Source organism: Corynebacterium lujinxingii, assembly GCF_014490555.1.
GTDB lineage: Bacteria > Actinomycetota > Actinomycetes > Mycobacteriales > Mycobacteriaceae > Corynebacterium > Corynebacterium lujinxingii.
On sequence record NZ_CP061032.1, the window covers coordinates 354,191 to 373,878 of the forward strand.

Genomic DNA, 19,688 nt, shown 5'->3' on the forward strand with positions numbered 1-19,688 from the left:
GGAACCACTATGGCTATTCGTAAGTACAAGCCGACAACTCCGGGTCGCCGTGCCAGCTCCGTTTCCGCGTTCGACGAGATCACTCGCTCGACCCCGGAGAAGACGCTGCTGCGCCCGCTCCCGAAGAAGGGCGGCCGTAACTCTCACGGCCACATCACGACCCGTCACCGCGGCGGCGGCCACAAGCGTCGCTGGCGCGTCATCGACTTCCGCCGTTCCGACAAGGACGGCGTGCTGGCCAAGGTCGCTCACATCGAGTACGACCCGAACCGCACCGCGAACATCGCGCTGCTGCACTACTACGACGGCGAGAAGCGCTACATCATCGCCCCGAAGGGCCTGAAGCAGGGCACCGTCGTTGAGGCCGGCCCGAACGCGGACATCAAGGTTGGCAACAACCTGCCGCTGCGCAACATCCCGACCGGTACGACCATCCACGCTGTGGAGCTCAAGCCGGGCGCTGGTGCGAAGCTCGCCCGCTCCGCCGGCACGTCCATCCAGCTGCTGGGTAAGGAAGGCAACTACGCAGTGCTGCGTATGCCGTCTTCCGAAATCCGCCGCGTGGACATCCGCTGCCGCGCGACCGTCGGTGAGGTCGGCAACGCGGACCAGATCAACATCCGCTGGGGTAAGGCCGGCCGTATGCGCTGGAAGGGCTGGCGCCCGACCGTGCGTGGTGTGGTCATGAACCCGGTCGACCACCCGCACGGTGGTGGCGAGGGCAAGACCTCCGGTGGTCGTCACCCGGTCTCGCCGTGGGGCCAGAAGGAAGGCCGCACCCGCAACCCGAACCGCTATTCCAACAACATGATCGTGCGACGTCGTCGCTCGAAGAAGCGCTAAGAGGAGGTAAACAGACATGCCACGCAGCCTGAAGAAGGGCCCGTTCGTCGATGAGCACCTCCTCAACAAGGTGGATGCTCAGAACGAGGCCGGCACCAAGCAGGTCATTAAGACCTGGTCCCGCCGCTCGACCATTCTCCCCGATTTCATCGGCCACACCTTCGCCGTCCACGACGGCCGGAAGCACGTCCCGGTGTTTGTCGACGAGTCCATGGTCGGTCACAAGCTCGGCGAGTTTGCACCCACCAAGACCTTTAAGGGTCACGTCAAGGCAGAGAAGGGACGTCGATAAGCAATGGCTGACACAATCACCACTGCATCCGCGACTGCCAAGTTCGTTCGCGTCTCCCCGATGAAGGCCCGCCGCGTGCTTGCCCTCATCCGCAACAAGTCTGTTGCTGAGGCACTCGCCATCCTGAAGTACGCCCCGCAGGGTGCGTCGAAGGACGTTGCGAAGGTTGTTGCATCCGCAGCAGCGAACGCCGAGAACAACTTCGGCCTGGACCCGCGCACGCTCGTCATCTCCGAGTGCTACGCAAACGAGGGTCCGACCATGCGCCGCTACCAGCCGCGCGCACAGGGCCGTGCCTTCCAGATCCGGAAGCGCACCTCCCACATCACCGTTGTTGTCGAGTCCAAGGAAGGGGCCAACTAATGGGCCAGAAGATTCACCCGCACGGCCTGCGCCTGGGTATCACTTCCGACTGGAAGTCCCACTGGTACGCCGACAAGAACTACGCCGACTACGTCGCCGAGGACATCAAGATCCGTGAGTGGCTCGAGAAGAACGTCGAGCGCGCCGGCATCTCTGACATTGTCATCGAGCGCACCCGTGACCGCGTGCGTGTGGACATCCACACCGCTCGTCCGGGCATCGTTATCGGCCGTCGCGGCGCTGAGGCTGACCGCATCCGCCGTGAGCTGGAGAAGCTGACCGGCAAGATGGTTGCACTGAACATCCTCGAGGTGAAGAACGTCGACGCAGACGCCACCCTGGTTGCTCAGTCCATCGCCGAGCAGCTGGTCAACCGTGTCGCGTTCCGTCGCGCCATGCGTAAGGCTATCCAGTCGGCTATGCGTAACCCGCAGGTCAAGGGCATCAAGGTTATGACGTCCGGTCGCCTTGGCGGCGCCGAGATGTCCCGTGTCGAGCGCTACCACGAGGGTCGCGTTCCGCTGCACACGCTGCGCGCGGAGATCGACTACGGCACTGCAGAAGCACACACCACCTTCGGCGTCATCGGCGTCAAGGTGTGGATCTACAAGGGTGACGTCGTCGGTGGCGTCCGCGAGTCCGAGCTCAACGCACCGAGCAACGACCGTCGCGGGCGTGGCGACCGTCGCCCGCGCCGCGGCGGCCAGCGTCGCCGGGCGGCAGAGCAGAAGAAGGAGGGCTAATTCATGCTCATCCCTAAGCGCGTGAAGTACCGCCGCCAGCACCGCCCGAACCGTTCCGGCGTGTCCAAGGGTGGCAACAAGATCAACTTCGGCGACTACGGTTTGCAGGCTCTGGAGCCGGCGTACATCACCAACCGCCAGATCGAGTCCGCTCGTATCGCCATCAACCGCCACGTCAAGCGTGGTGGCAAGGTCTGGATCAACATCTTCCCGGATCGTCCGCTGACCCAGAAGCCGCTCGGCGTGCGTATGGGTTCCGGTAAGGGCCCGGTGGAGAAGTGGGTGGCCAACGTCAAGCCTGGCCGCATCCTGTTCGAAATGTCCTACCCCAACGAGGAAACTGCCATTGAGGCTCTGCGCCGCGCCGGTGCGAAGCTGCCGTGCAAGGTCCGCGTGATCAAGAAGGAGGACCAGTTCTAATGGCTAACGGTACCCCCGCATCCGAGTTCCGCGAGCTCAACGACGACGAGCTGAAGGCACGCCTCAGCGAGGCGAAGGAAGAGCTGTTCAACCTGCGCTTCCAGCTCGCGACCGGCCAGCTGACCAACAACCGCCGCATCTCCACCGTGAAGCGCGACATCGCTCGCATCTACACGGTGCTGCGCGAGCGCGAGCTTGGCCTGTCCGTCGTCCCCGAGTCCACGGGAGCTGAGGCATAACCATGAGTGAGGCAAACGTGACTGAGAACACCAAGGCTGTGCAGAAGCGCCGTCGTGGCTACGTCGTGTCCGACAAGATGGACAAGACGATCGTAGTCGAGGTTGAGGACCGCAAGTCCCACCCGCTGTACGGCAAGATCGTCCGTACAACGACCCGCGTGAAGGCACACGACGAGAACAACACCGCCGGCATCGGCGATCTCGTCCGCATCGAAGAGACGCGTCCGCTGTCCAAGGACAAGCACTTCCGTCTCGTTGAGATCATCGAGAAGGCTCGCTAAACGCAAGTCGCTTTTCGACGACATACCGCCCCGGACTGGTTTCCAGCCCGGGGCGGTTTTTGTTGTGGTTAAGACCACTACAAAATAGGGGTTCAGCTCAAGCGAGTGACCGCTATAGTCCAAAAGTATGACGAATAGTTTGCATCGCAGCGACGTGGTGGTTGTCGGCTTCGGCATGGTAGGCCATCGCTTCGCCGAAGAGCTCGCAGAGCGACGTCCTGACCTCGATATCACCATCATCAACCGGGAGACGGAGGATTACGCCTACGACCGCGTCCAGCTCTCCTCCTATGTCGGCAGCTGGAACCGCGAAGACCTCTACTTGGACCAGTTACCGGACAATGTGACCGTCACCCCGGGGCGCGTGGTGTCCATCAAGCCCGACGTCCAGGAGATCGTGCTGGAGGACGGCGCGGTCTACGCATACGGCGAACTGGTGTTGGCTACGGGTTCGCGCCCGTTTGTCCCGCGCCTGCCGGGCAACGACCTGGACCAAGTGCACGTGTACCGCACGCTGGATGACATGGACGGCATCCGCGAGGCGATCGAGCAGGCGAAGGAGCAGCACGGTGACGTCACCGCGGTGGTCGTCGGCGGCGGTCTCCTCGGTCTGGAGGCTGCAGGTGCAACCCAGGCGATGGGGGCGAAGACCCACGTTGTCGAGATGGCGCCGCGGCTGATGCCGTTGCAGGTTGACGACGCCGGCGGCGAGATGCTCTCGCAGGCGATCCGGGCGATGGGCGTTGACATTCACGTTGGTGCTGTGACCCGGGCGATTGAGTCGTCGTCAAGCAAAGCGGGCGCGGTCATGCTCGACATGGGCGACGAGGGCGAGCTGGAGACGGATCTGGTGATCTTCTCCGCCGGTGTTCGCCCGCGCGACTCTCTGGGCCCAGATGCTGGGCTGGAGCTGGGTGGCCGAGGCGGATTCCTGACGGACCGGCAGTGCCGCACGTCGATCGACCACATTTCCGCGATTGGCGAATGCGCGGCCGTGGACGGCAAGACGTACGGACTGGTCGCACCCGGCTACACCATGGCGGAGATAACGGCTGCGCGCCTAGCTGGCGAGCCGGTCGACGACTTCGAGGATCCGGACATGTCCACCAAGCTGAAGCTCATGGGCGTGGATGTGGCTTCGTTCGGCGACGCGTTCTCAGAGCTTGAGGGACGCAAAGAACTGCACATCCAGGACCCGGTGTCCGGTGTGTACAAGAAGCTGATCCTCGACTCCGAGGGAAAGCGACTGCTCGGCGGCATCCTCGTCGGTGAGGCGTCGAGCTACTCGCTGCTGCGCCCGATGGTCGGCAGCGAGTTGCCTGGTGATCCGGTGAGTCTCATCGCGCCTGAATCCGGCGCTGGCTCCTCGGCGATCGGCGCGAGCGACTTGCCGGATTCGACGCAGATCTGCTCCTGCAACAACGTGAGCAAGGGCCAGATACGCGACGCCATCGGTCAGGGCTGCCACTCGGTGGAGACCATCATGGGCGCCACCCGCGCGGGCACGTCCTGCGGCTCGTGCATCCCCATGCTGAAGGGCATCCTGGAAGGCGAGGGCATCGAGCAGTCGAAGGCAGTGTGCGAGCACTTCCCGCAGTCGCGCGCTGAGCTGTTCGAGATCGCGCAGTCCACCGGCATCACGGACTTCGACGAGTTCATCGCGCGCTTCGGAGAAGGCCGCGGCTGCGAGGTGTGCAAGCCGACGTTTTCCAACATCGTCGCCTCGATGCACACGGAACAGCACGTGCTCGAGGGCCGCAACGCTGGTCTTCAGGACACGAACGACCGCATGCTGGGCAACATGCAGAAAAACGGCACCTACTCTGTCATTCCGCGCCAGCCCGCCGGCAATGTCACCGCGGAGCAGCTGGTCGAAATTGGCCGCATCGCAGAGGACTTCGATCTTTACCTCAAGGTCACGGGTGCGCAGCGTATCGCGATGTTCGGTGCGCGCGCTGAAGACCTGCCGGAGATTTGGCGTCGCCTGATCGCTGTCGGCATGGAGTCCGGCCAGGCCTACGGCAAGTCGCTGCGCGCTGTGAAGTCGTGCGTTGGCACCGACTGGTGCCGCTACGGCCAGCAGGATTCGGTGGCGATGGCGGTGCGCCTCGAGCTGCGCTACCGCGGTCTGCGCAGCCCGCACAAAATCAAGATGGGTGTCTCGGGTTGCGCTCGCGAGTGTGCGGAAGCCCGCGGCAAGGACGTCGGCGTGATTGCAACCGAGACCGGCTGGAACCTCTACGTCGGCGGTAACGGCGGCGCGACGCCGCGCCAGGCTGAGCTGCTGGCGAAGGACCTTGACGACGAAACCCTGCTGCGCTACATCGACCGCTACCTGTCGTTCTACATCCGCACCGCTGATCGCCTCCAGCGCACCGCTGCATGGCAGGCGGAGATCGAAGGCGGGTTGGACCACGTGCGTGATGTCGTGGTGGACGACTCTCTGGGTATCGTCGACGATTTGGAGCAGTTCATGAAGCACCATGTGACGAACTACTCCGACGAGTGGAAGGATGTGCTCGAGGATCCGGAGAAGCTGAAGCGCTTCGTCAGCTTCGTCAACGCCCCCGACACGCCGGACCCGACCGTACAGTTCGAGGAGCACCCACAGGGCGGCCGAAAGGTTCCGCTCATGACGCCGGTCGTGGGCGCCCGGTAACGAGCCCCGTAGCGAAAAAGGAGACAAAAGATGTCTATTACCGTGTGCAAGCTCTCGGACCTCACCGAGGGCGTCGGCGTAGCCGCGTTGCTGTCCGAAAACCGCCAGGCTGCCATCTTCCGGGTGGATACCAACGACGGCGAGCAGGTGTTTGCAGTGGACAACGTTGACCCGTACACCGGCGCAGGTGTGTTGTCCCGCGGCATTGTGGGGGATGTCGAGGGACGCCCCACGATTGCATCGCCGCTACTGAAGCAGAAGTTCTACTTGGATTCGGGCGAGTCGTTGCAGGGCGATAGCGTGTCGATTCGCACCTACCCGGTGACAATCGCGGAGTCAGGCGACATTACGCTCGAGGACTGACAGCGCAGCTTTTCTCGCGGGGTTCTGCAGGCGTACGATTTTTCCCATGTGTGGAATCGTGGGATACGTAGGCGCCGGAGCTGCCGAGCGCGACGCGAAAAATGTGATTGTCGAGGGGCTTCGACGCCTGGAGTACCGCGGGTATGACTCCGCCGGTGTGGCGGTCGTCGACGACGGCGCCGTGCAGTGCCGCAAGAAGGCCGGCAAAGTGGCGGACCTGGAGGCCGAGATTGCCAACAACCCGTTGTCGGCTTCCAACCTGGGCATCGGGCACACCCGGTGGGCGACGCACGGGGGCCCGACGGACGCCAACGCGCACCCGCATGTCGTCGGCAATGGGCGCCTGGCGGTGGTGCACAACGGCATCATCGAAAACTTCGCTCATCTCAAGGCGGAGCTCGTCGATAAGGGCTACGAGTTCAAGTCCGAGACCGACACCGAGGTTGCTGGCACGCTGCTGTTGGACATCTACGATACTGAGGCTGACGGCGACCTCACTCGCGCGATGCAGTTGACCGCGAACCGCCTCGAGGGTGCGTTCACGCTGCTGGCTATCCACGCGGACCACCCGGACCGCATCGTCGCCGCGCGTTGGAACTCCCCGCTGGTCATCGGCGTGGGGGAGGGCGAGAACTTCCTCAGCTCCGACGTCGCAGGCTTCATCGAATTCACCCGCGACGCGGTTGAGATGGACAACGGCCAGATTGTCACTCTGACCGCAGACGGCTACGACGTCATCGATTTTGACGGCACCCCGGCTGAGGCGAAGCCGTTCACCGTCGAGTGGGATGTCACCGCCGCGGAGAAGGGCGGCTACAACTCGTTTATGGAAAAGGAGATCCACGACCAGCCGTCCGCCGTGCGCGACACCCTGTACGGGCGTTTCGACGAAAACGGCAAGCTGGTACTCGACGAGCTGCGTATCGACGAATCCACGTTGCGCTCCATCAACAAAATCATCATCGTCGCCTGCGGCACCGCCTCGTACGCGGGCCAGGTGGCGCGCTACGCCATCGAGCACTGGTGCCGTATCCCGACGGAAGTCGAGCTCGCGCACGAGTTCCGCTACCGCGACCCGATTGTCAACGAGCAAACCCTGGTCGTCGCCGTGTCGCAGTCCGGCGAGACGATGGACACGCTCATGGCGGTGCGTCACGCGCGCGAGCAGGGCGCGAAGGTTGTTGCGATCTGCAACACCGTCGGCTCTTCGATTCCGCGCGAGGCTGACGCGTCGCTGTACACCTACGCCGGCCCGGAGATCGCGGTGGCGTCGACGAAGGCGTTCATCTCCCAGATCGTCGCTGCCTACTTGCTCGCGCTGTACCTGGCACAGGTGCGTGGCAACAAGTACGCCGACGAGATCCGCCAGATCATCACCGAGCTCGAGGCGATGCCGGACAAGATCCAGCGCGTGCTGGACAACGAAGGCCAGGTCAAGCAGCTCGGCCAGGACATGGCGGACGCGAAGTCCGTGCTCTTCCTCGGCCGCCACGTCGGTTTCCCGGTCGCGCTCGAGGGCGCGCTGAAGCTCAAGGAGGTTGCGTACCTGCACTCCGAGGGCTTCGCCGCCGGCGAGTTGAAGCACGGCCCGATCGCGCTCGTGGAGGAGGGCCAGCCGGTGTTTGTGATCGTGCCGTCGAAGAAGTCGCGCAACAACCTGCACGCCAAGGTCGTCTCGAACATTCAGGAGGTGCGCGCCCGCGGTGCGGTGACCATCGTGATCGCGGAAGACGGTGACGAGGATGTGGAGCAGTTTGCCAACCACGTCATTCGCATCCCGGAGTCCCCGGGCTTGTTGCAGCCGCTCTTGGCGACGATCCCTCTGCAGATCTTCGCCTGCGCCGTCGCTGAGGCCCGCGGTTTGAACGTGGACCAGCCGCGCAACCTGGCCAAGTCCGTCACGGTGGAGTAGTCAATGGTCTAGCTTCGCCTCGAGCGGAGCTAGACCATCACCGTTGCGCTGATGCATTTCGCCAGGTGATATTGGAAACGATTAGCAGTAAGGAGCGGTTCGTCTAGGACGGCACGCTCGTTGCTAGACGATTCGTCGTGGGCGCGAGTCGTCTACCCCAGCTCGTGCAAGTACGGCGTGTCCGCACCCGTGCGCGAGACGGTGATCGCCGCGGCGCGGGCGGCGAAGTCGAGGATGTCGTGCCATTCGTCCTCGCCGAGTGCAAGCAGCCCCCCGGTCGAGGCCACGCGTGTCGAATTGGTGCACTAGCGCGGCCATTACGGTGTCGCCGGCGCCGATTGTGTCCGCGACGTCGACGGCTGGTGCGGCGACTTCAACGGTGCCGAAGGGGGCGCGCACCTGAATGCCGTTGCCGCCCATGGTGGTGACAACGACGGGGACGTGTGAGGTGTCGCCAAGAAGGTCGACCTCCTCGTCCGACAGTTTCAGCACCGTCACTGATTCCATCAGCCCCCGTAGAAACAGCCTGTGTTTCTCCGACATGAATGCGGGGCGCAGGTTCGGGTCCAAGCAGACAATTGCGCCGTTGTCTGCGCTTTGGCGGGCCGCCTCCGCATAGTGTAGGTGATGGTCTAGCACCTGCACCGGCGGTGCTAGACGATCAGGCTGTTGCGCTCGCGTTTCCGCAGGTGATGATGGAAATGATTGTCAGTAGAGGCGGGATCGTCTAGTGCTGTGCTTCAGCTGCTAGACGATTCGCACCTGCGGCGGTCTATACTCCGTCGGCGAGGCGGTAGAGCCGGTGGAAGTGGTGCACCGGGCCGTGGCCCTGTCCCACTTCGAGCTCGTCGGCGTGCGCAATAGCCTCGTGTAACCAGTCGGACGCCCACTCGACGGCGGCAATGTCACTGTCGGTCACCAGGCGCGTGGCTAGTGCAGAGGAGAGGGAGCAGCCGGTGCCGTGGGTGTTTTTCGTCGATACGCGAGGCACTTCGGCGGTATGCACGTCGCCTGCGGGGGTGACAAGCGCGTTGGAAGCGTGCTCGCCGGTGAGGTGACCACCCTTGACCAGCACGGCGACATTCGCACTCGCTGCGTAGCGACGCCCCTGCTCAAGCGCCTCCTCGAACGTGGCGGCGGGGTTTTCGCCGGTGAGCACCGCAAGTTCCGGAATGTTCGGGGTGACCACGGTGGCGTGGTCGCGGATGAGTCCGCGAAGCGCCTCCTCGGCGTCCTCGGTGAGCAGGCGGTCGCCGGAGGTCGCCACCATCACCGGGTCCACCACGACGACGGGCACGTCGTGGGAGGAGAGGAAGTCGGAAACCGTGGTGGTGGTATCCACGTCGCCGAGCATGCCGATTTTCACGGCGTCGACGGTGACGTCGTCGAATACCGCGTCTAGCTGCGCGCGCAGAAACGATTGTGGAGGGGTGTGGATTTCGCGCACACCCTGGGTGTTCTGGGCGACGAGGGCGGTGACCACGCACATGCCGAAGCCGCCGGCCGCCGCGATGGACTTCAAATCCGCTTGAATACCGGCGCCGCCTGTGGGGTCGGTGCCGGCGATGGACAGGACTCTCGGGATACGTGCCATGGGCCCGACGCTACCCGGAAGTTAGCCAGCGGCGACGGCGATGCGTTCGGCGAAGCGGGAGTAATCCTCGCGGATGGCCAACAGCGGTTCGACCACGGTTGTCTCGGAGGCGGAGGCAACTTCCTTCTGGATCGCCGACCGGGTCCGGCGCTTCACCCCGGAACCTAGCGCGCCGCCGAACACCGCGGTGATGAGTCCGATAAGGATGCCGATGAGCAGTCCGGCCATGATGAGCAACGTCGGTAGCGGCCAGCCCTCCACGTCCGGCACGAGATCGGTCCCGAGGACTGGGGTGAGCACGCCCGGCACGAACGCGACGAGCAGGTACCACAGCACGCCGATAAGCGCCGCGAGCAGGGCGAACCATTGGAACACGGTGAGGATCGACCAGCCCTTCGACGGTTCTGCAGGCAGTTTCGCCCGAGCCACGGCGCGGTCGAGCTCGGCGGGTAGGGCGGCGGAGATCTTCTCCGAACGGTCGGCAACGGCTGCGGACCACTCGTGGGGCAGGCCCTCGCCGACGGCAGCTGCGTAGTTGCGCACACCGGTGTTCGCCACGGCCTTCGATGCGGCGTCGAGTTCCGGCATGGAGGTGCGGTGCACACCGAGTTCGTCGGCTTCTTCGCGTAGGCCCAGCCGGCGCAGCGGGTCGGGCTTGAAGCGGGTGATCCAGGAGGTCAACAGCCACCCAGTGCGCTGGCGCAGCCGCTTGCGGTAGGCCGCGGCGGTGATCTCGGCGATCCGGTCGGCGCCGGCGGCTTTGGTCAGCGCGGCGTCGAGGTCGCGCTTGGCGTGCTTGTCCACGCCGCCCCCACCCTTGGCGCCGGTGTAGCGCTCGGTGACGGAGACGATGTCCGCCTCGATACGGGCGGTCTGCGCGTTGTGCGCCTTGGCGACACGCGCGATGGCGCCGCGCAGGTCGTCGATACCCGCCCCAGTGAGGGTGGAGGTGGCGACGACTTGGACGTTGGTGAGGCCGTCGTCGCGAAGCAAGCCCGCGTAGGAGTCGGCGACGGTGTCGATGTCGCGCTCCGCCAACAGGTCCGACTTGTTCAGCACCGCGAGCGTGACCGCGGAATGGTTCGCGTGCGGGCGGATGAACTGGTCGTGGATGACGCTGTCGGCGTACTTCTCCGGGTCGGACACCCACACAAGCACGTCCACCTGGCCGGCGAGGCGTTCCGCGACCGCGCGGTTCGACGCCTCGACTGAGTCGAAGTCGGGCAGGTCCAGCAGGATCAGCGGGCCGGCGTTCTTCGCGAACTCGCCTTGGCGTTCCCGGCGGTCTTCCACACCGAGCCAATCGAGCAGCTCCTCGGATCCATCCGGGTGCCAGATCGCCGCCAGGGGAGAGGACGTCGTCGGGCGGCGCGCGGCGGCTTTGCCCAGGTCCTCGCCGACAACCGCGTTGAACAGCGAGGTTTTGCCAGAGCCGGTCGCGCCGAAAAAGCCCACGACGGTGTGCTCGGCGGACAGGGCGCGGCGTTCGGCCCCCGCAGTGGCCACGCGTTCGAGGCGTTCGCGGTGCTCGTCGGTCAGGTAGGGCTCCCCAATGCGCGCGGCGTCCTCCAGCGCATCGAGGCGCTCGTTCAGGTTGGGCTTCTTCCTAAACATTGTCTGGCCCCTTCCCGAACGTGCCGCGCAGCTGGTCGAACAGGCCGCGCAGGGTGCCGTTGTTGAAGCTCTCTTCGGTGCTGGTGTCGTCGATACGCGTGGGCGCTTGCTTATCGACGACCCCCAGCAGCTTCGCATCCACCGCACGGCGTGCCTCGTCGGATGCCTCGCGGATCTGCTCCGCACTGGCGCCGTCAAGCAGCGGATCGGTGAACACGTGGTAGCGGTCACGCTCCGCGGCGAACAGCTCGCCGAGGCGCTCATTCAAGTCGGCGCGGGCGTCGGCGACCATGCGGCGCACGGTGTCCTCACCGAAAATGGTCTCCAACAACTTCTGGCCGAGGACGGCGGAGCCGCCGGCGATGGCGACCTCGCCGCCGGTCAGGCCCGCGGTGGAGGCGAACACCGTGAGCATGAGCGCGACGGTGACCACGTTGAGGCCAAACGACATGATGCGGGCGCGCTGTCGCTTGTCGCCGGCAGTGCCTTGGATGCGATCGACCAGCGCAGCCTGCCAGTCTCGAACGAGTTTCGCGGCCTGCTCGGAGATGTCGGCGCTGGCGCGCGCGAGCGCGGGGTCGGCGCCGCCACGCAACTCCGGGGCGACGGCGCCCGTGTGCGACCAGGCGCGCGCCGCGGCAGTTTCGGCGGCGTCCACGATCACCGCGTGTAGGCCGGACTCGATCTCGGTTTCCACCTCACGCAGCGGTGCGGGCTGACCGGTGAAAAAGCTGCCCACCTTGTCCACGGCGCTGGAGAACCAGCGTTCGAAACCGCGGAACACATCCGAGGTGCCGATGACGTCCTGCCACCGGTCCATCACCTCGGAGCGCAGCAGCTGCCCGTCGGAGGTGGCGTCGATGACCTGCCGGTTGGCGGCGGTGTAGAACTCGTGGATTGATTCGTCGAGTTGGTTGGCAAACGCTTCCTGGCGCTCACGCCTGACGACGAGCGCGTCCACCCGCGACAACGCAGACTGCACCGCCCCTGCGACGGTTTTGCCGGCGACGTCGCGGCGGGCGACGGTGTCGTCGGCAAGCGTGGTCAGGTAGTCGCGCAGGGGAGCGACGAGCTCGTCGCCAAGGAATTCGCTTGTGTTTTCGCCGCCGAGATCCGCGACGAATGGCACGGTGAACACGGTGGCGTCGGTGAGGCCAGCGTCGTTCATCATGCGGCGCAGGTCGTCCGGCACAGTTTCCGCAGCCTTCTCGTCGAGGCGGTTGAGTACGACCACAACCTCGATGCCGCGTCCGGCAGCGTCGTTGAGGAAGTTCCAGACCAGCTGGTCGGCGTAACGCGCAGGGGTGGTGACGAAGATCCACAGATCCGCAGCGGCCAGTAGCTGGGACGCTAGGGCGCGGTTCTGGTCGTCGATGGAGTCGAAATCGGGGGCGTCGAGAAGCGCAAGCCCCTCAGGGACGCTTTGCGTATCGACGACACGCAGCGTCGTCGACTGCTCGTTGCCCGCCCCGTGGGAGCGTGTCAATCCAGGCAGGACGTGGGGTGAGTTAAACCATTCGGTGTCGGCCGGGTTGGCTACGAGCACCGGCTGGCGTGTGGTGGGGCGGATCACGCCCGGGTTGGAGACCCGCTCGCGCAAAAGCGCGTTGACGAGCGTGGACTTGCCGGAGCCGGTGGAGCCGCCGATCACGGCGAGCAGCGGCGCGTCAAGATTTGCCAGACGCGGCAGGACGTAGTCGTCCAACTGGTTGACAATCGCGCGGGCATCCGGCGCGACGTCTACAGGCAAAGAAGTGTCCGCGACAAAGTCGCGGACACTGCGGACTGCTTGAAGGACATCGGGTGCTTGGGTATTCACCCGTCTCATTTTGGCAGAAACAGTCTCTGCCGGGGTGATTAATCCTTGTAGCTGGTCTTAGTGCGGTTGAGCCAGCCGTAAATGCCGCCCATGATGAAACCGCCGCCGACAAAGTTACCCAGCCAAACGATCACCCAGTTGCGGATGACGTTCCAGTTGGTGAAGCCCTCGATGTGCTCCGGGCCGATGGAGAAGCCGCCCAGGGCGGTCAGGATGAAGTTAGCGATCGAGTGCTCGTAGCTCATAGTTGCGAACGAAGGAATGACAATGATGACGCCCCAGAGCTTGGCGCTGTAGTCCTGGCCCGCCTGGGTGGACAGCATGAAGGCGATGTTCACGACCATGTTGGCCAGAATGGCCTCGACGAACAGGGTCGAGCTCGGCTTCGCCAACTTGGCGACAAGCAACGTGTGCAAGAACCCGTCCACGTCCACAGCCTGGCCCATCGTGGTGCGGGAAATCAGCCACGAGATGACGATGGCACCGATGAAGTTGAAGATGGTGACGTATAGGACAAGCAGGAACCCCGTCCACGGGCTCACCTTCTTGTGGATGGCGCCGTACGTCATGAACATCATGTTGCCGGTGGCTAGCTCACCTTGGAGCACGATAATGATGTAGAGGGTTGAGGCGAAGATCGCGGCGAACGCGTACCTTCCCCAGCCGGGTGCGTACCCTTCCAGCAACTCTGCGGTCGCCAGAGCGAAGGCGGTCATGATGCCGAGGTAAACACCGGCCATGATGGCACGGATCGCGATGCGAGCTGGCTCTTTGGCAAAGAGCTCGGTCTTATTCAGGATGGCCCTTGGGGCGGCTTCGTAAAAACTCACGAGACTCAATGTACAAGAGGTAATACCTTAGGGCGAAATATAGACAAGTTTTGTACAGCCCTTTGACCTGCACTTTTAATTTCTATAGCGCGAAGTGTGTCCATTTTCACAGGGTTAAAGCTGCAGCGCAGCGCAGATTTGGTGAAAGCTCGAGCTCCGTGATTGAATACTCCAGTTGTCTACTGCTGGTCGGGCGCGACACGCGTTTCCGAGTGGAGTGTCCGAGACCCTTCGACCGTCAACGGTTCGTCGATAAGCAATAGGCACAGTGAACATTGACCACGTGCGTACAGGACGGAAATCTGGCGCACATTGAACCAGGTCAGGAGACCAACTGTGATTCAGCAAGAATCGCGTCTGAAGGTCGCCGACAACACGGGTGCACGCGAAATTCAGTGCATCCGCGTCCTCGGTGGCTCCGTTCGACGCTTCGCCGGCATCGGCGACACGATCGTCGCCTCCGTGAAGGAAGCCACCCCGGGTGGCAACGTCAAGGAGGGCGAGGTCGTCAAGGCTGTCATCGTCCGTGCGAAGAAGGAGACCCGTCGCCCGGACGGCTCCTACATCTCGTTCGGCGAGAACGCTGCCGTGATCATCAAGAACGACACCGAGCCGCGCGGCACCCGCATCTTTGGCCCGGTCGCTCGTGAGCTGCGCGACAAGCGCTTCATGAAGATTGTGTCTCTCGCACCGGAGGTGATCTAAGTATGAAGATCAAGAAGGGCGATATGGTGCAGGTCATCGCCGGCAAGGACAAGGGCGCTCAGGGTCGCGTCATCGAGGCGTACCCGCAGCGTGACAAGGTCCTCGTCGAGGGTGTTAACCGCATCAAGAAGCACGTCGCAAACTCCTACAACGAGCGCGGCGCAGAGTCCGGCGGCATTGTCAGCCAGGAAGCTCCGATCCACGTGTCCAACGTGATGATCCTGGACTCCGACGGCAAGCCGACCCGCGTCGGCTACCGCTTCGACGAGAACGGCAAGAAGGTCCGCGTGGCCAAGTCGAACGGGAAGGACATCTAATGACTGAGAGCATTCAGAACTACACCCCCCGCCTGAAGACCCGTTACCAGGACGAGATCCGCACCAAGCTCAACGACCAGTTCTCCTACGAGAACGTCATGCAGATCCCGGGCCTGACCAAAATCGTCGTCAACATGGGTGTGGGCGACGCTGCCCGCGACTCCAAGGTGATCAACGGCGCGCTCGAGGACCTGACCGCGATCACCGGCCAGAAGCCGCAGCTGCGTCGCGCGAAGAAGTCCATCGCGAACTTCAAGCTCCGCGAAGGCATGCCGATCGGCGCGAAGGTGACCCTGCGCGGCGACCGCATGTGGGAGTTCCTGGATCGTCTGCTGACCGTGGCGCTGCCGCGTATTCGCGACTTCCGCGGTCTGAACGACAAGCAGTTCGACGGCAACGGTAACTACACCTTCGGCCTGTCCGAGCAGACCATGTTCTACGAGATTGACATCGACAAGATCGATCGCGTGCGCGGCATGGACATCACGCTCGTGACCACCGCCACGAACGACGACGAGGGTCGCGCTCTGCTGACGCACCTCGGCTTCCCGTTCGCGGACAAGGACGGCAAGATGAAGCGCGCTTAAGCTTCGGCTTGCGTTCAGGCGCCCCTGGTTCTTCTTGAACCGGGGGCGCTTTCGTTTGTCGAATACCGCAAGACAGCGGTAAGGGGGCTGGTTAGGCGCCGGAATAGACGCTGAAACGCTCCGCGGTGATATCGCCGATGAGCACGGTGTTCGTCTCCCGCGCGAGTTGCACCGCCATGGAGGTCACGTCCTTTGTCGTAGCCACCGCGGTAAACCCGGCGGCCGCCGCGGCGCGCATCACTTCAAAGGTCACGCGAGTGTCCAGGGTGAGGGTGCGGTTGGCGGGAAGGGTGTCGTCGATAAGCAATCGCCCGGAGATTTTCTGTACCGCGTTGACGGGGTTGATGTCTTGGCGCGCGATATCGCCGGCGACAGCGGTGATCAGGTCGCGGGAGCGATGCTTAGCGACGACCCCCGGCACCGCAAACACCTCATCCGGGTCAATTGGCGCGAACTCGACACGCACGTTGAGCCGCACGGCGAGTTCACGCACCCGCTGTTCGGCGGAGATCCCGCAGGCCTGCGCGGGGATCGGGTCGATGAACTGCGGGGCGGTGGTGGGGCGCGCGAGATCGATGTCGAGTAGGTTGTAGGTGTTCTCTCCGCCGACCGCGCCTTCGCAGTAACGGGCGGTGACGACGTCGTTTGCGCCTCCGATAAGCCCCTGCGTGAGTAGCACGCCGTGGGCGAGTTCGATGTCGTGGCCCGGGGTGCGCAACAAGTGGGCGATCTCACGTCCGCCGGCGCGGATCTCTAGTGGCTCTTCGGCCTCCACCTGTCCCGCGCGGGTGTCGCGGGTGCCGTCGGCGGCAATCTTGGTTACAGCGAAGCTGCGCTTGGTCCGGCTCATTGCAACGATGCTAGCGCTTGCCGACGATATCCAAACCCGCAGCCTGCTTACCTGTGACGATAGTGGTTATCCACAGGGGGCAAAACCGAAATTCCACAAGTTTGATGGGTCGTGTCGTGGCGGTTGGTTATAACTACAGGCACACATCCGAAAACATATTGGGGAAGGGGTGGGTGCGTCCGATGCGTACCGAAGACAAGATCAAACAACGAGTGCAGAAACTGCTCAACCAGGCCGCCGACAGGGAGGGCACGCCGGAAGGCGACGCATTCTACGCCCGGGCCTTCGAGCTCATGGCGCAGTACGGCTACGACGAACGCGATTTAGGTAACCCGGATGCTGGGGACGCCCTGGGCAAACGTGAGTACGACTTCCGCGGGGCGTACACCGACATGCAGGCGACGTTGCTGCATGCCATCTCCGGGGCCTTGCACTGCACCGGGTTCACGCAGCGGGTGTACAACTCCACGCGGGTCAAAGACGCCGTTATCTTCGGCCTCGAGCGGCACCTGGATCGCGTCGACTTGCTTTACGCGCTGCTGCTGCCGGTGATGCTCGCTGAATCCCAAAAGATCCGCGCGACGAGTTTCGCCGAGTCCACGGTGGTGATGCGCCGATCATTCATGGAGGGGTTCGCGTCCAGCATCGCGGCACGTCTGACCAAAGCCGAAAACAATGCTGGGCAGGAAGACGGCGAATACGCGCTCGTGCTTATCGACGACGCCGCCAAGGCCGAGCAAGCCCGCGCCAAGTTCGTCGAGGAACAGGGCTATATTCTCTCCCCGCACGCAACGAACCGGTCCTTCGACCCGGATGCGTACTTAAGCGGGCACGCGGCGGGGGAGAACTCGGACCTGGGGCAAACGCGGGTGCAGGCGAGACCGGCGCTGCCGTTCTGACGGGGCGAGGGGTCGTCGATAAGCAATTTGGCGCTGGGGGATTGAGCAGGTAGGTTATTCGGTCGGACTTGTGCGCCGAGTGTTCGGCGTGCTCAAGCCGAGAAGTACATCTGAACATCCAACTTTGTTGCAGGCCCCCCGCCAAGATGCGGACCGCGTGCAAGGGAGGCGGCGAGCGGCCCACGCTATTGAGCATGGGCAGCGTGAGTAGCCCCCGAGAGACCACGCGGAAAACGCGACCGAAAACGCTCCGGAGTTATTCCGAGCGTCGCAGGTCACCCGGTGGAAGGGGAACCGTAACGAGAAAGGGAACGGTCACCACCATGACCATGACTGATCCGATCGCGGACATGCTGTCGCGCGTGCGCAACGCAACAACTGCGCAGCACGACGTCGTGTCTATGCCTTCGTCCAAGATCAAGGCGGCTATCGCTGAGATCTTGAAGCAGGAAGGCTACATCGAAGACTACAAAGTTGAGGACGAGAAGGTCGGCAAGTCGCTGACGCTCAACCTCAAGTACGGCCCGACCCGCGAGTCTTCCATCGCTGGTCTGCGCCGCGTGTCCAAGCCGGGCCTGCGCGTGTACGCCAAGTCCAACGACCTGCCTCAGGTGCTCGGTGGCCTGGGCGTGGCAATCATCTCCACGTCCTACGGCCTGCTCACCGACCGCCAGGCTCAAGAGAAGGGTGTAGGCGGGGAAGTCCTCGCTTACGTCTGGTAAAGGGAGGTTGAAAGACTTATGTCGCGTGTAGGTAACGCACCCATCGCTATCCCGAACAACGTTGAGGTCAAGATCGACGGCCAGCACGTTGAGGTCAAGGGCCCGAAGGGTACCAAGGACCTGAACATGCCGGAGCCGATCACGGCTTCCGTTGAGGAGAACGAAGTCGTGGTGTCCCGTCCGGACGACCACCGAGAGAACCGCTCGCTGCACGGCCTGACCCGCTCGCTGATCAACAACCTCGTGATCGGCGTGACCGAGGGCTACAAGATCAACATGGAGATCTTCGGCGTCGGCTACCGCGTGCAGCAGAAGGGCAAGGACCTCGAGTTCGCCCTCGGCTACTCGCACCCGATCCTGATCGAGGCGCCGGAAGGCGTCACGTTCTCCGTCGACGGCAACACCAAGTTCGCCATCGAAGGCACTGACAAGCAGCAGGTTGGCCAGATTGCGGCAAACATCCGCCGTCTGCGTAAGGATGACCCGTACAAGGGTAAGGGCATCCGTTACGCCGGCGAGCAGGTCCGCCGCAAGGTCGGAAAGACGGGTAAGTAATCATGAGCAATTCTGCAGAGAACACCAAGCGCACCCCGGTGGGCAAGGACATCTCGTCCCGCCGCCGCGAGGCCCGCGCACGTCGCCACAACCGCATCCGCAAGACCCTGCGCGGCACCCCGGAGACCCCGCGTCTCGTTGTGCACCGCTCGTCTCGCCACATCCACGTCCAGGTCATCGACGACCTCGCAGGCCACACCCTGGTTTCCGCGTCGTCCATCGAGCCGGACGTGCGCAACCTGGAGGGCGACAAGAAGGACAAGGCCGCAAAGGTTGGCCAGCTCGTTGCTGAGCGCGCCAAGGCAGCAGGCATCGAGGAGATCGTCTTCGACCGTGGCGGCTACAAGTACCACGGCCGCGTCGCGGCCCTGGCGGACGCTGCTCGTGAAGGTGGTCTGAAGTTCTAATGATCACGGCAAACATCACCATCAACGGAAGGATCGCGTAATGGCCGAACGTGAACGGCGTGACGGCGGGCGCTCCGCCGACAACCAGAACAACAACGACCGCGGTAACCGCGGCGGCCGTGGCCGTCGCGACGACCGTCGCAACCAGAACGACGAGCGCGATAAGTACATCGAGCGCGTCATCACCATCAACCGTGTTGCCAAGACCGTCAAGGGCGGCCGCAACATGTCCTTCACCGCACTCGTCGTCGTCGGCGACGGTGAGGGCATGGTCGGCGTCGGCTACGGCAAGGCGAAGGAAGTCCCGGCCGCAATCCAGAAAGGTGCCGAAGAGGCTCGCAAGAACTTCTTCCGCGTCCCGATGATCGGCGGCACCATTCCGCACCCGGTCCAGGCCGAAGAGGCTGCCGGCATCGTCATGCTCCGCCCGGCTGCTCCGGGTACCGGTGTTATCGCCGGTGGCGCAGTCCGCCCGGTGCTCGAGGCCGCTGGTATCCAGGACATCCTGGCGAAGTCCCTCGGCTCCGACAACGCCCTCAACGTGGTTCAGGCCACCGTTGCAGGCCTCAAGCAGCTCGTGCGCCCCGAAGAGGTCGCTGCGAAGCGCGGCAAGGCCGTCGAGGACGTTGCTCCGGCACGTATGCTGCGCGCACGCGCAGGACAGGAGGCCTAAG

General features: G+C 63.8%; 23 protein-coding genes and 2 pseudogenes. 18 read left to right on the forward strand and 7 right to left on the reverse strand.

Annotation, left to right across the window (positions count from 1 at the left end; genetic code table 11):
• Window positions 1-9: 9 nt before the first annotated feature.
• The 10 genes from rplB to glmS all read left to right on the forward strand — a co-directional run bounded on the left by rplB (window position 10) and on the right by glmS (window position 8,115).
• Window positions 10-843: a 50S ribosomal protein L2 gene (gene rplB, locus IAU68_RS01660; protein ID WP_171194350.1), complete on the forward strand. Its 834-nt coding sequence runs from the start codon at window positions 10-12 to the stop codon at window positions 841-843.
• A gap of 16 nt (window positions 844-859) precedes the next feature.
• Complete coding sequence (gene rpsS / locus IAU68_RS01665) at window positions 860-1,135, forward strand: 30S ribosomal protein S19 (protein WP_038588258.1); 276 nt, start codon at window positions 860-862, stop codon at window positions 1,133-1,135.
• Between the two features lie 3 nt (window positions 1,136-1,138).
• The gene (gene rplV / locus IAU68_RS01670; RefSeq protein WP_171194349.1) at window positions 1,139-1,498 is read left to right on the forward strand and encodes a 50S ribosomal protein L22; all 360 of its coding nucleotides are present in this window, start codon (window positions 1,139-1,141) and stop codon (window positions 1,496-1,498) included.
• Window positions 1,498-2,241 (forward strand): 30S ribosomal protein S3, encoded by a 744-nt coding sequence (rpsC, locus tag IAU68_RS01675; RefSeq protein WP_171194348.1) that lies wholly within the window; start codon window positions 1,498-1,500, stop codon window positions 2,239-2,241. The genes rplV and rpsC overlap by 1 nt, the downstream gene beginning before the upstream one ends.
• A gap of 3 nt (window positions 2,242-2,244) precedes the next feature.
• Window positions 2,245-2,661 carry a 50S ribosomal protein L16 gene (gene rplP, locus IAU68_RS01680; RefSeq protein WP_171194347.1) on the forward strand — a complete coding sequence of 139 codons (417 nt, stop codon included), beginning with the start codon at window positions 2,245-2,247 and terminating at the stop codon, window positions 2,659-2,661.
• Window positions 2,661-2,900 carry a 50S ribosomal protein L29 gene (gene rpmC / locus IAU68_RS01685; protein WP_171194346.1) on the forward strand — a complete coding sequence of 80 codons (240 nt, stop codon included), beginning with the start codon at window positions 2,661-2,663 and terminating at the stop codon, window positions 2,898-2,900. The genes rplP and rpmC overlap by 1 nt, the downstream gene beginning before the upstream one ends.
• A gap of 2 nt (window positions 2,901-2,902) precedes the next feature.
• On the forward strand, window positions 2,903-3,181 hold the full coding sequence (gene rpsQ, locus IAU68_RS01690; protein ID WP_171194345.1) for a 30S ribosomal protein S17: 279 nt from the start codon (window positions 2,903-2,905) through the stop codon (window positions 3,179-3,181).
• 127 nt (window positions 3,182-3,308) lie between these two features.
• A complete protein-coding gene (gene nirB, locus IAU68_RS01695; protein WP_171194344.1) occupies window positions 3,309-5,840 on the forward strand; it encodes a nitrite reductase large subunit NirB in 2,532 nt (843 codons plus the stop codon).
• 30 nt (window positions 5,841-5,870) lie between these two features.
• Window positions 5,871-6,203, forward strand: a complete 333-nt coding sequence (gene nirD / locus IAU68_RS01700; protein ID WP_171194343.1) for a nitrite reductase small subunit NirD — start codon at window positions 5,871-5,873, stop codon at window positions 6,201-6,203.
• Between the two features lie 46 nt (window positions 6,204-6,249).
• Entirely contained in the window at window positions 6,250-8,115 is a 1,866-nt protein-coding gene (gene glmS / locus IAU68_RS01705) for a glutamine--fructose-6-phosphate transaminase (isomerizing) (protein ID WP_171194342.1), read from the forward strand.
• 152 nt (window positions 8,116-8,267) lie between these two features.
• Here the strand turns inward: glmS and IAU68_RS11535 are convergent, their stop codons facing one another.
• The 6 genes and pseudogenes from IAU68_RS11535 to IAU68_RS01730 all read right to left on the reverse strand — a co-directional run bounded on the left by IAU68_RS11535 (window position 8,268) and on the right by IAU68_RS01730 (window position 13,972).
• Window positions 8,268-8,402 (reverse strand): hypothetical protein, encoded by a 135-nt coding sequence (locus IAU68_RS11535; protein ID WP_269434862.1) that lies wholly within the window; start codon window positions 8,400-8,402, stop codon window positions 8,268-8,270.
• 55 nt (window positions 8,403-8,457) lie between these two features.
• Window positions 8,458-8,760: pseudogene (locus IAU68_RS11455) on the reverse strand (carbohydrate kinase family protein); the annotation flags it as partial.
• A gap of 139 nt (window positions 8,761-8,899) precedes the next feature.
• Window positions 8,900-9,709, reverse strand: a pseudogene (thiD, locus tag IAU68_RS01715) (bifunctional hydroxymethylpyrimidine kinase/phosphomethylpyrimidine kinase); the annotation flags it as partial.
• A gap of 21 nt (window positions 9,710-9,730) precedes the next feature.
• On the reverse strand, window positions 9,731-11,323 hold the full coding sequence (locus IAU68_RS01720; protein ID WP_171194340.1) for a GTPase: 1,593 nt from the start codon (window positions 11,321-11,323) through the stop codon (window positions 9,731-9,733).
• Window positions 11,316-13,142, reverse strand: coding sequence for a GTPase (locus IAU68_RS01725; protein ID WP_231699062.1), 1,827 nt, complete (start codon window positions 13,140-13,142; stop codon window positions 11,316-11,318). The genes IAU68_RS01720 and IAU68_RS01725 overlap by 8 nt, the downstream gene beginning before the upstream one ends.
• Window positions 13,143-13,180: 38 nt before the next feature.
• Window positions 13,181-13,972, reverse strand: a complete 792-nt coding sequence (locus IAU68_RS01730) for a formate/nitrite transporter family protein (protein ID WP_171194338.1) — start codon at window positions 13,970-13,972, stop codon at window positions 13,181-13,183.
• Between the two features lie 336 nt (window positions 13,973-14,308).
• On the opposite strand from IAU68_RS01730, the gene rplN reads away from it, so the two are divergent.
• The 3 genes from rplN to rplE are packed head-to-tail and all read left to right on the forward strand — an operon-like array spanning window position 14,309 to window position 15,581.
• Window positions 14,309-14,677: a 50S ribosomal protein L14 gene (rplN, locus tag IAU68_RS01735; RefSeq protein WP_171194337.1), complete on the forward strand. Its 369-nt coding sequence runs from the start codon at window positions 14,309-14,311 to the stop codon at window positions 14,675-14,677.
• A gap of 2 nt (window positions 14,678-14,679) precedes the next feature.
• Complete coding sequence (rplX, locus tag IAU68_RS01740) at window positions 14,680-14,994, forward strand: 50S ribosomal protein L24 (RefSeq protein ID WP_070422728.1); 315 nt, start codon at window positions 14,680-14,682, stop codon at window positions 14,992-14,994.
• A complete protein-coding gene (gene rplE, locus IAU68_RS01745; RefSeq protein WP_171194336.1) occupies window positions 14,994-15,581 on the forward strand; it encodes a 50S ribosomal protein L5 in 588 nt (195 codons plus the stop codon). Before rplX ends, rplE begins: the two co-directional genes overlap by 1 nt.
• A 91-nt stretch (window positions 15,582-15,672) precedes the next feature.
• On the opposite strand, the gene IAU68_RS01750 is transcribed toward rplE, so the two are convergent.
• The gene (locus IAU68_RS01750) at window positions 15,673-16,431 is read right to left on the reverse strand and encodes a formate dehydrogenase accessory sulfurtransferase FdhD (RefSeq protein ID WP_171194335.1); all 759 of its coding nucleotides are present in this window, start codon (window positions 16,429-16,431) and stop codon (window positions 15,673-15,675) included.
• A gap of 182 nt (window positions 16,432-16,613) precedes the next feature.
• Between IAU68_RS01750 and IAU68_RS01755 the strand changes: the two genes are divergently transcribed.
• The 5 genes from IAU68_RS01755 to rpsE all read left to right on the forward strand — a co-directional run bounded on the left by IAU68_RS01755 (window position 16,614) and on the right by rpsE (window position 19,687).
• Window positions 16,614-17,330 (forward strand): DUF2786 domain-containing protein, encoded by a 717-nt coding sequence (locus IAU68_RS01755; RefSeq protein WP_171194334.1) that lies wholly within the window; start codon window positions 16,614-16,616, stop codon window positions 17,328-17,330.
• 323 nt (window positions 17,331-17,653) lie between these two features.
• On the forward strand, window positions 17,654-18,052 hold the full coding sequence (rpsH, locus tag IAU68_RS01760; protein WP_171194333.1) for a 30S ribosomal protein S8: 399 nt from the start codon (window positions 17,654-17,656) through the stop codon (window positions 18,050-18,052).
• A gap of 18 nt (window positions 18,053-18,070) precedes the next feature.
• Window positions 18,071-18,607, forward strand: a complete 537-nt coding sequence (gene rplF, locus IAU68_RS01765; RefSeq protein WP_171194332.1) for a 50S ribosomal protein L6 — start codon at window positions 18,071-18,073, stop codon at window positions 18,605-18,607.
• Between the two features lie 2 nt (window positions 18,608-18,609).
• Window positions 18,610-19,014, forward strand: a complete 405-nt coding sequence (gene rplR, locus IAU68_RS01770; protein ID WP_171194331.1) for a 50S ribosomal protein L18 — start codon at window positions 18,610-18,612, stop codon at window positions 19,012-19,014.
• A gap of 40 nt (window positions 19,015-19,054) precedes the next feature.
• Entirely contained in the window at window positions 19,055-19,687 is a 633-nt protein-coding gene (rpsE, locus tag IAU68_RS01775; RefSeq protein WP_171194330.1) for a 30S ribosomal protein S5, read from the forward strand.
• Window position 19,688: the final 1 nt, after the last annotated feature.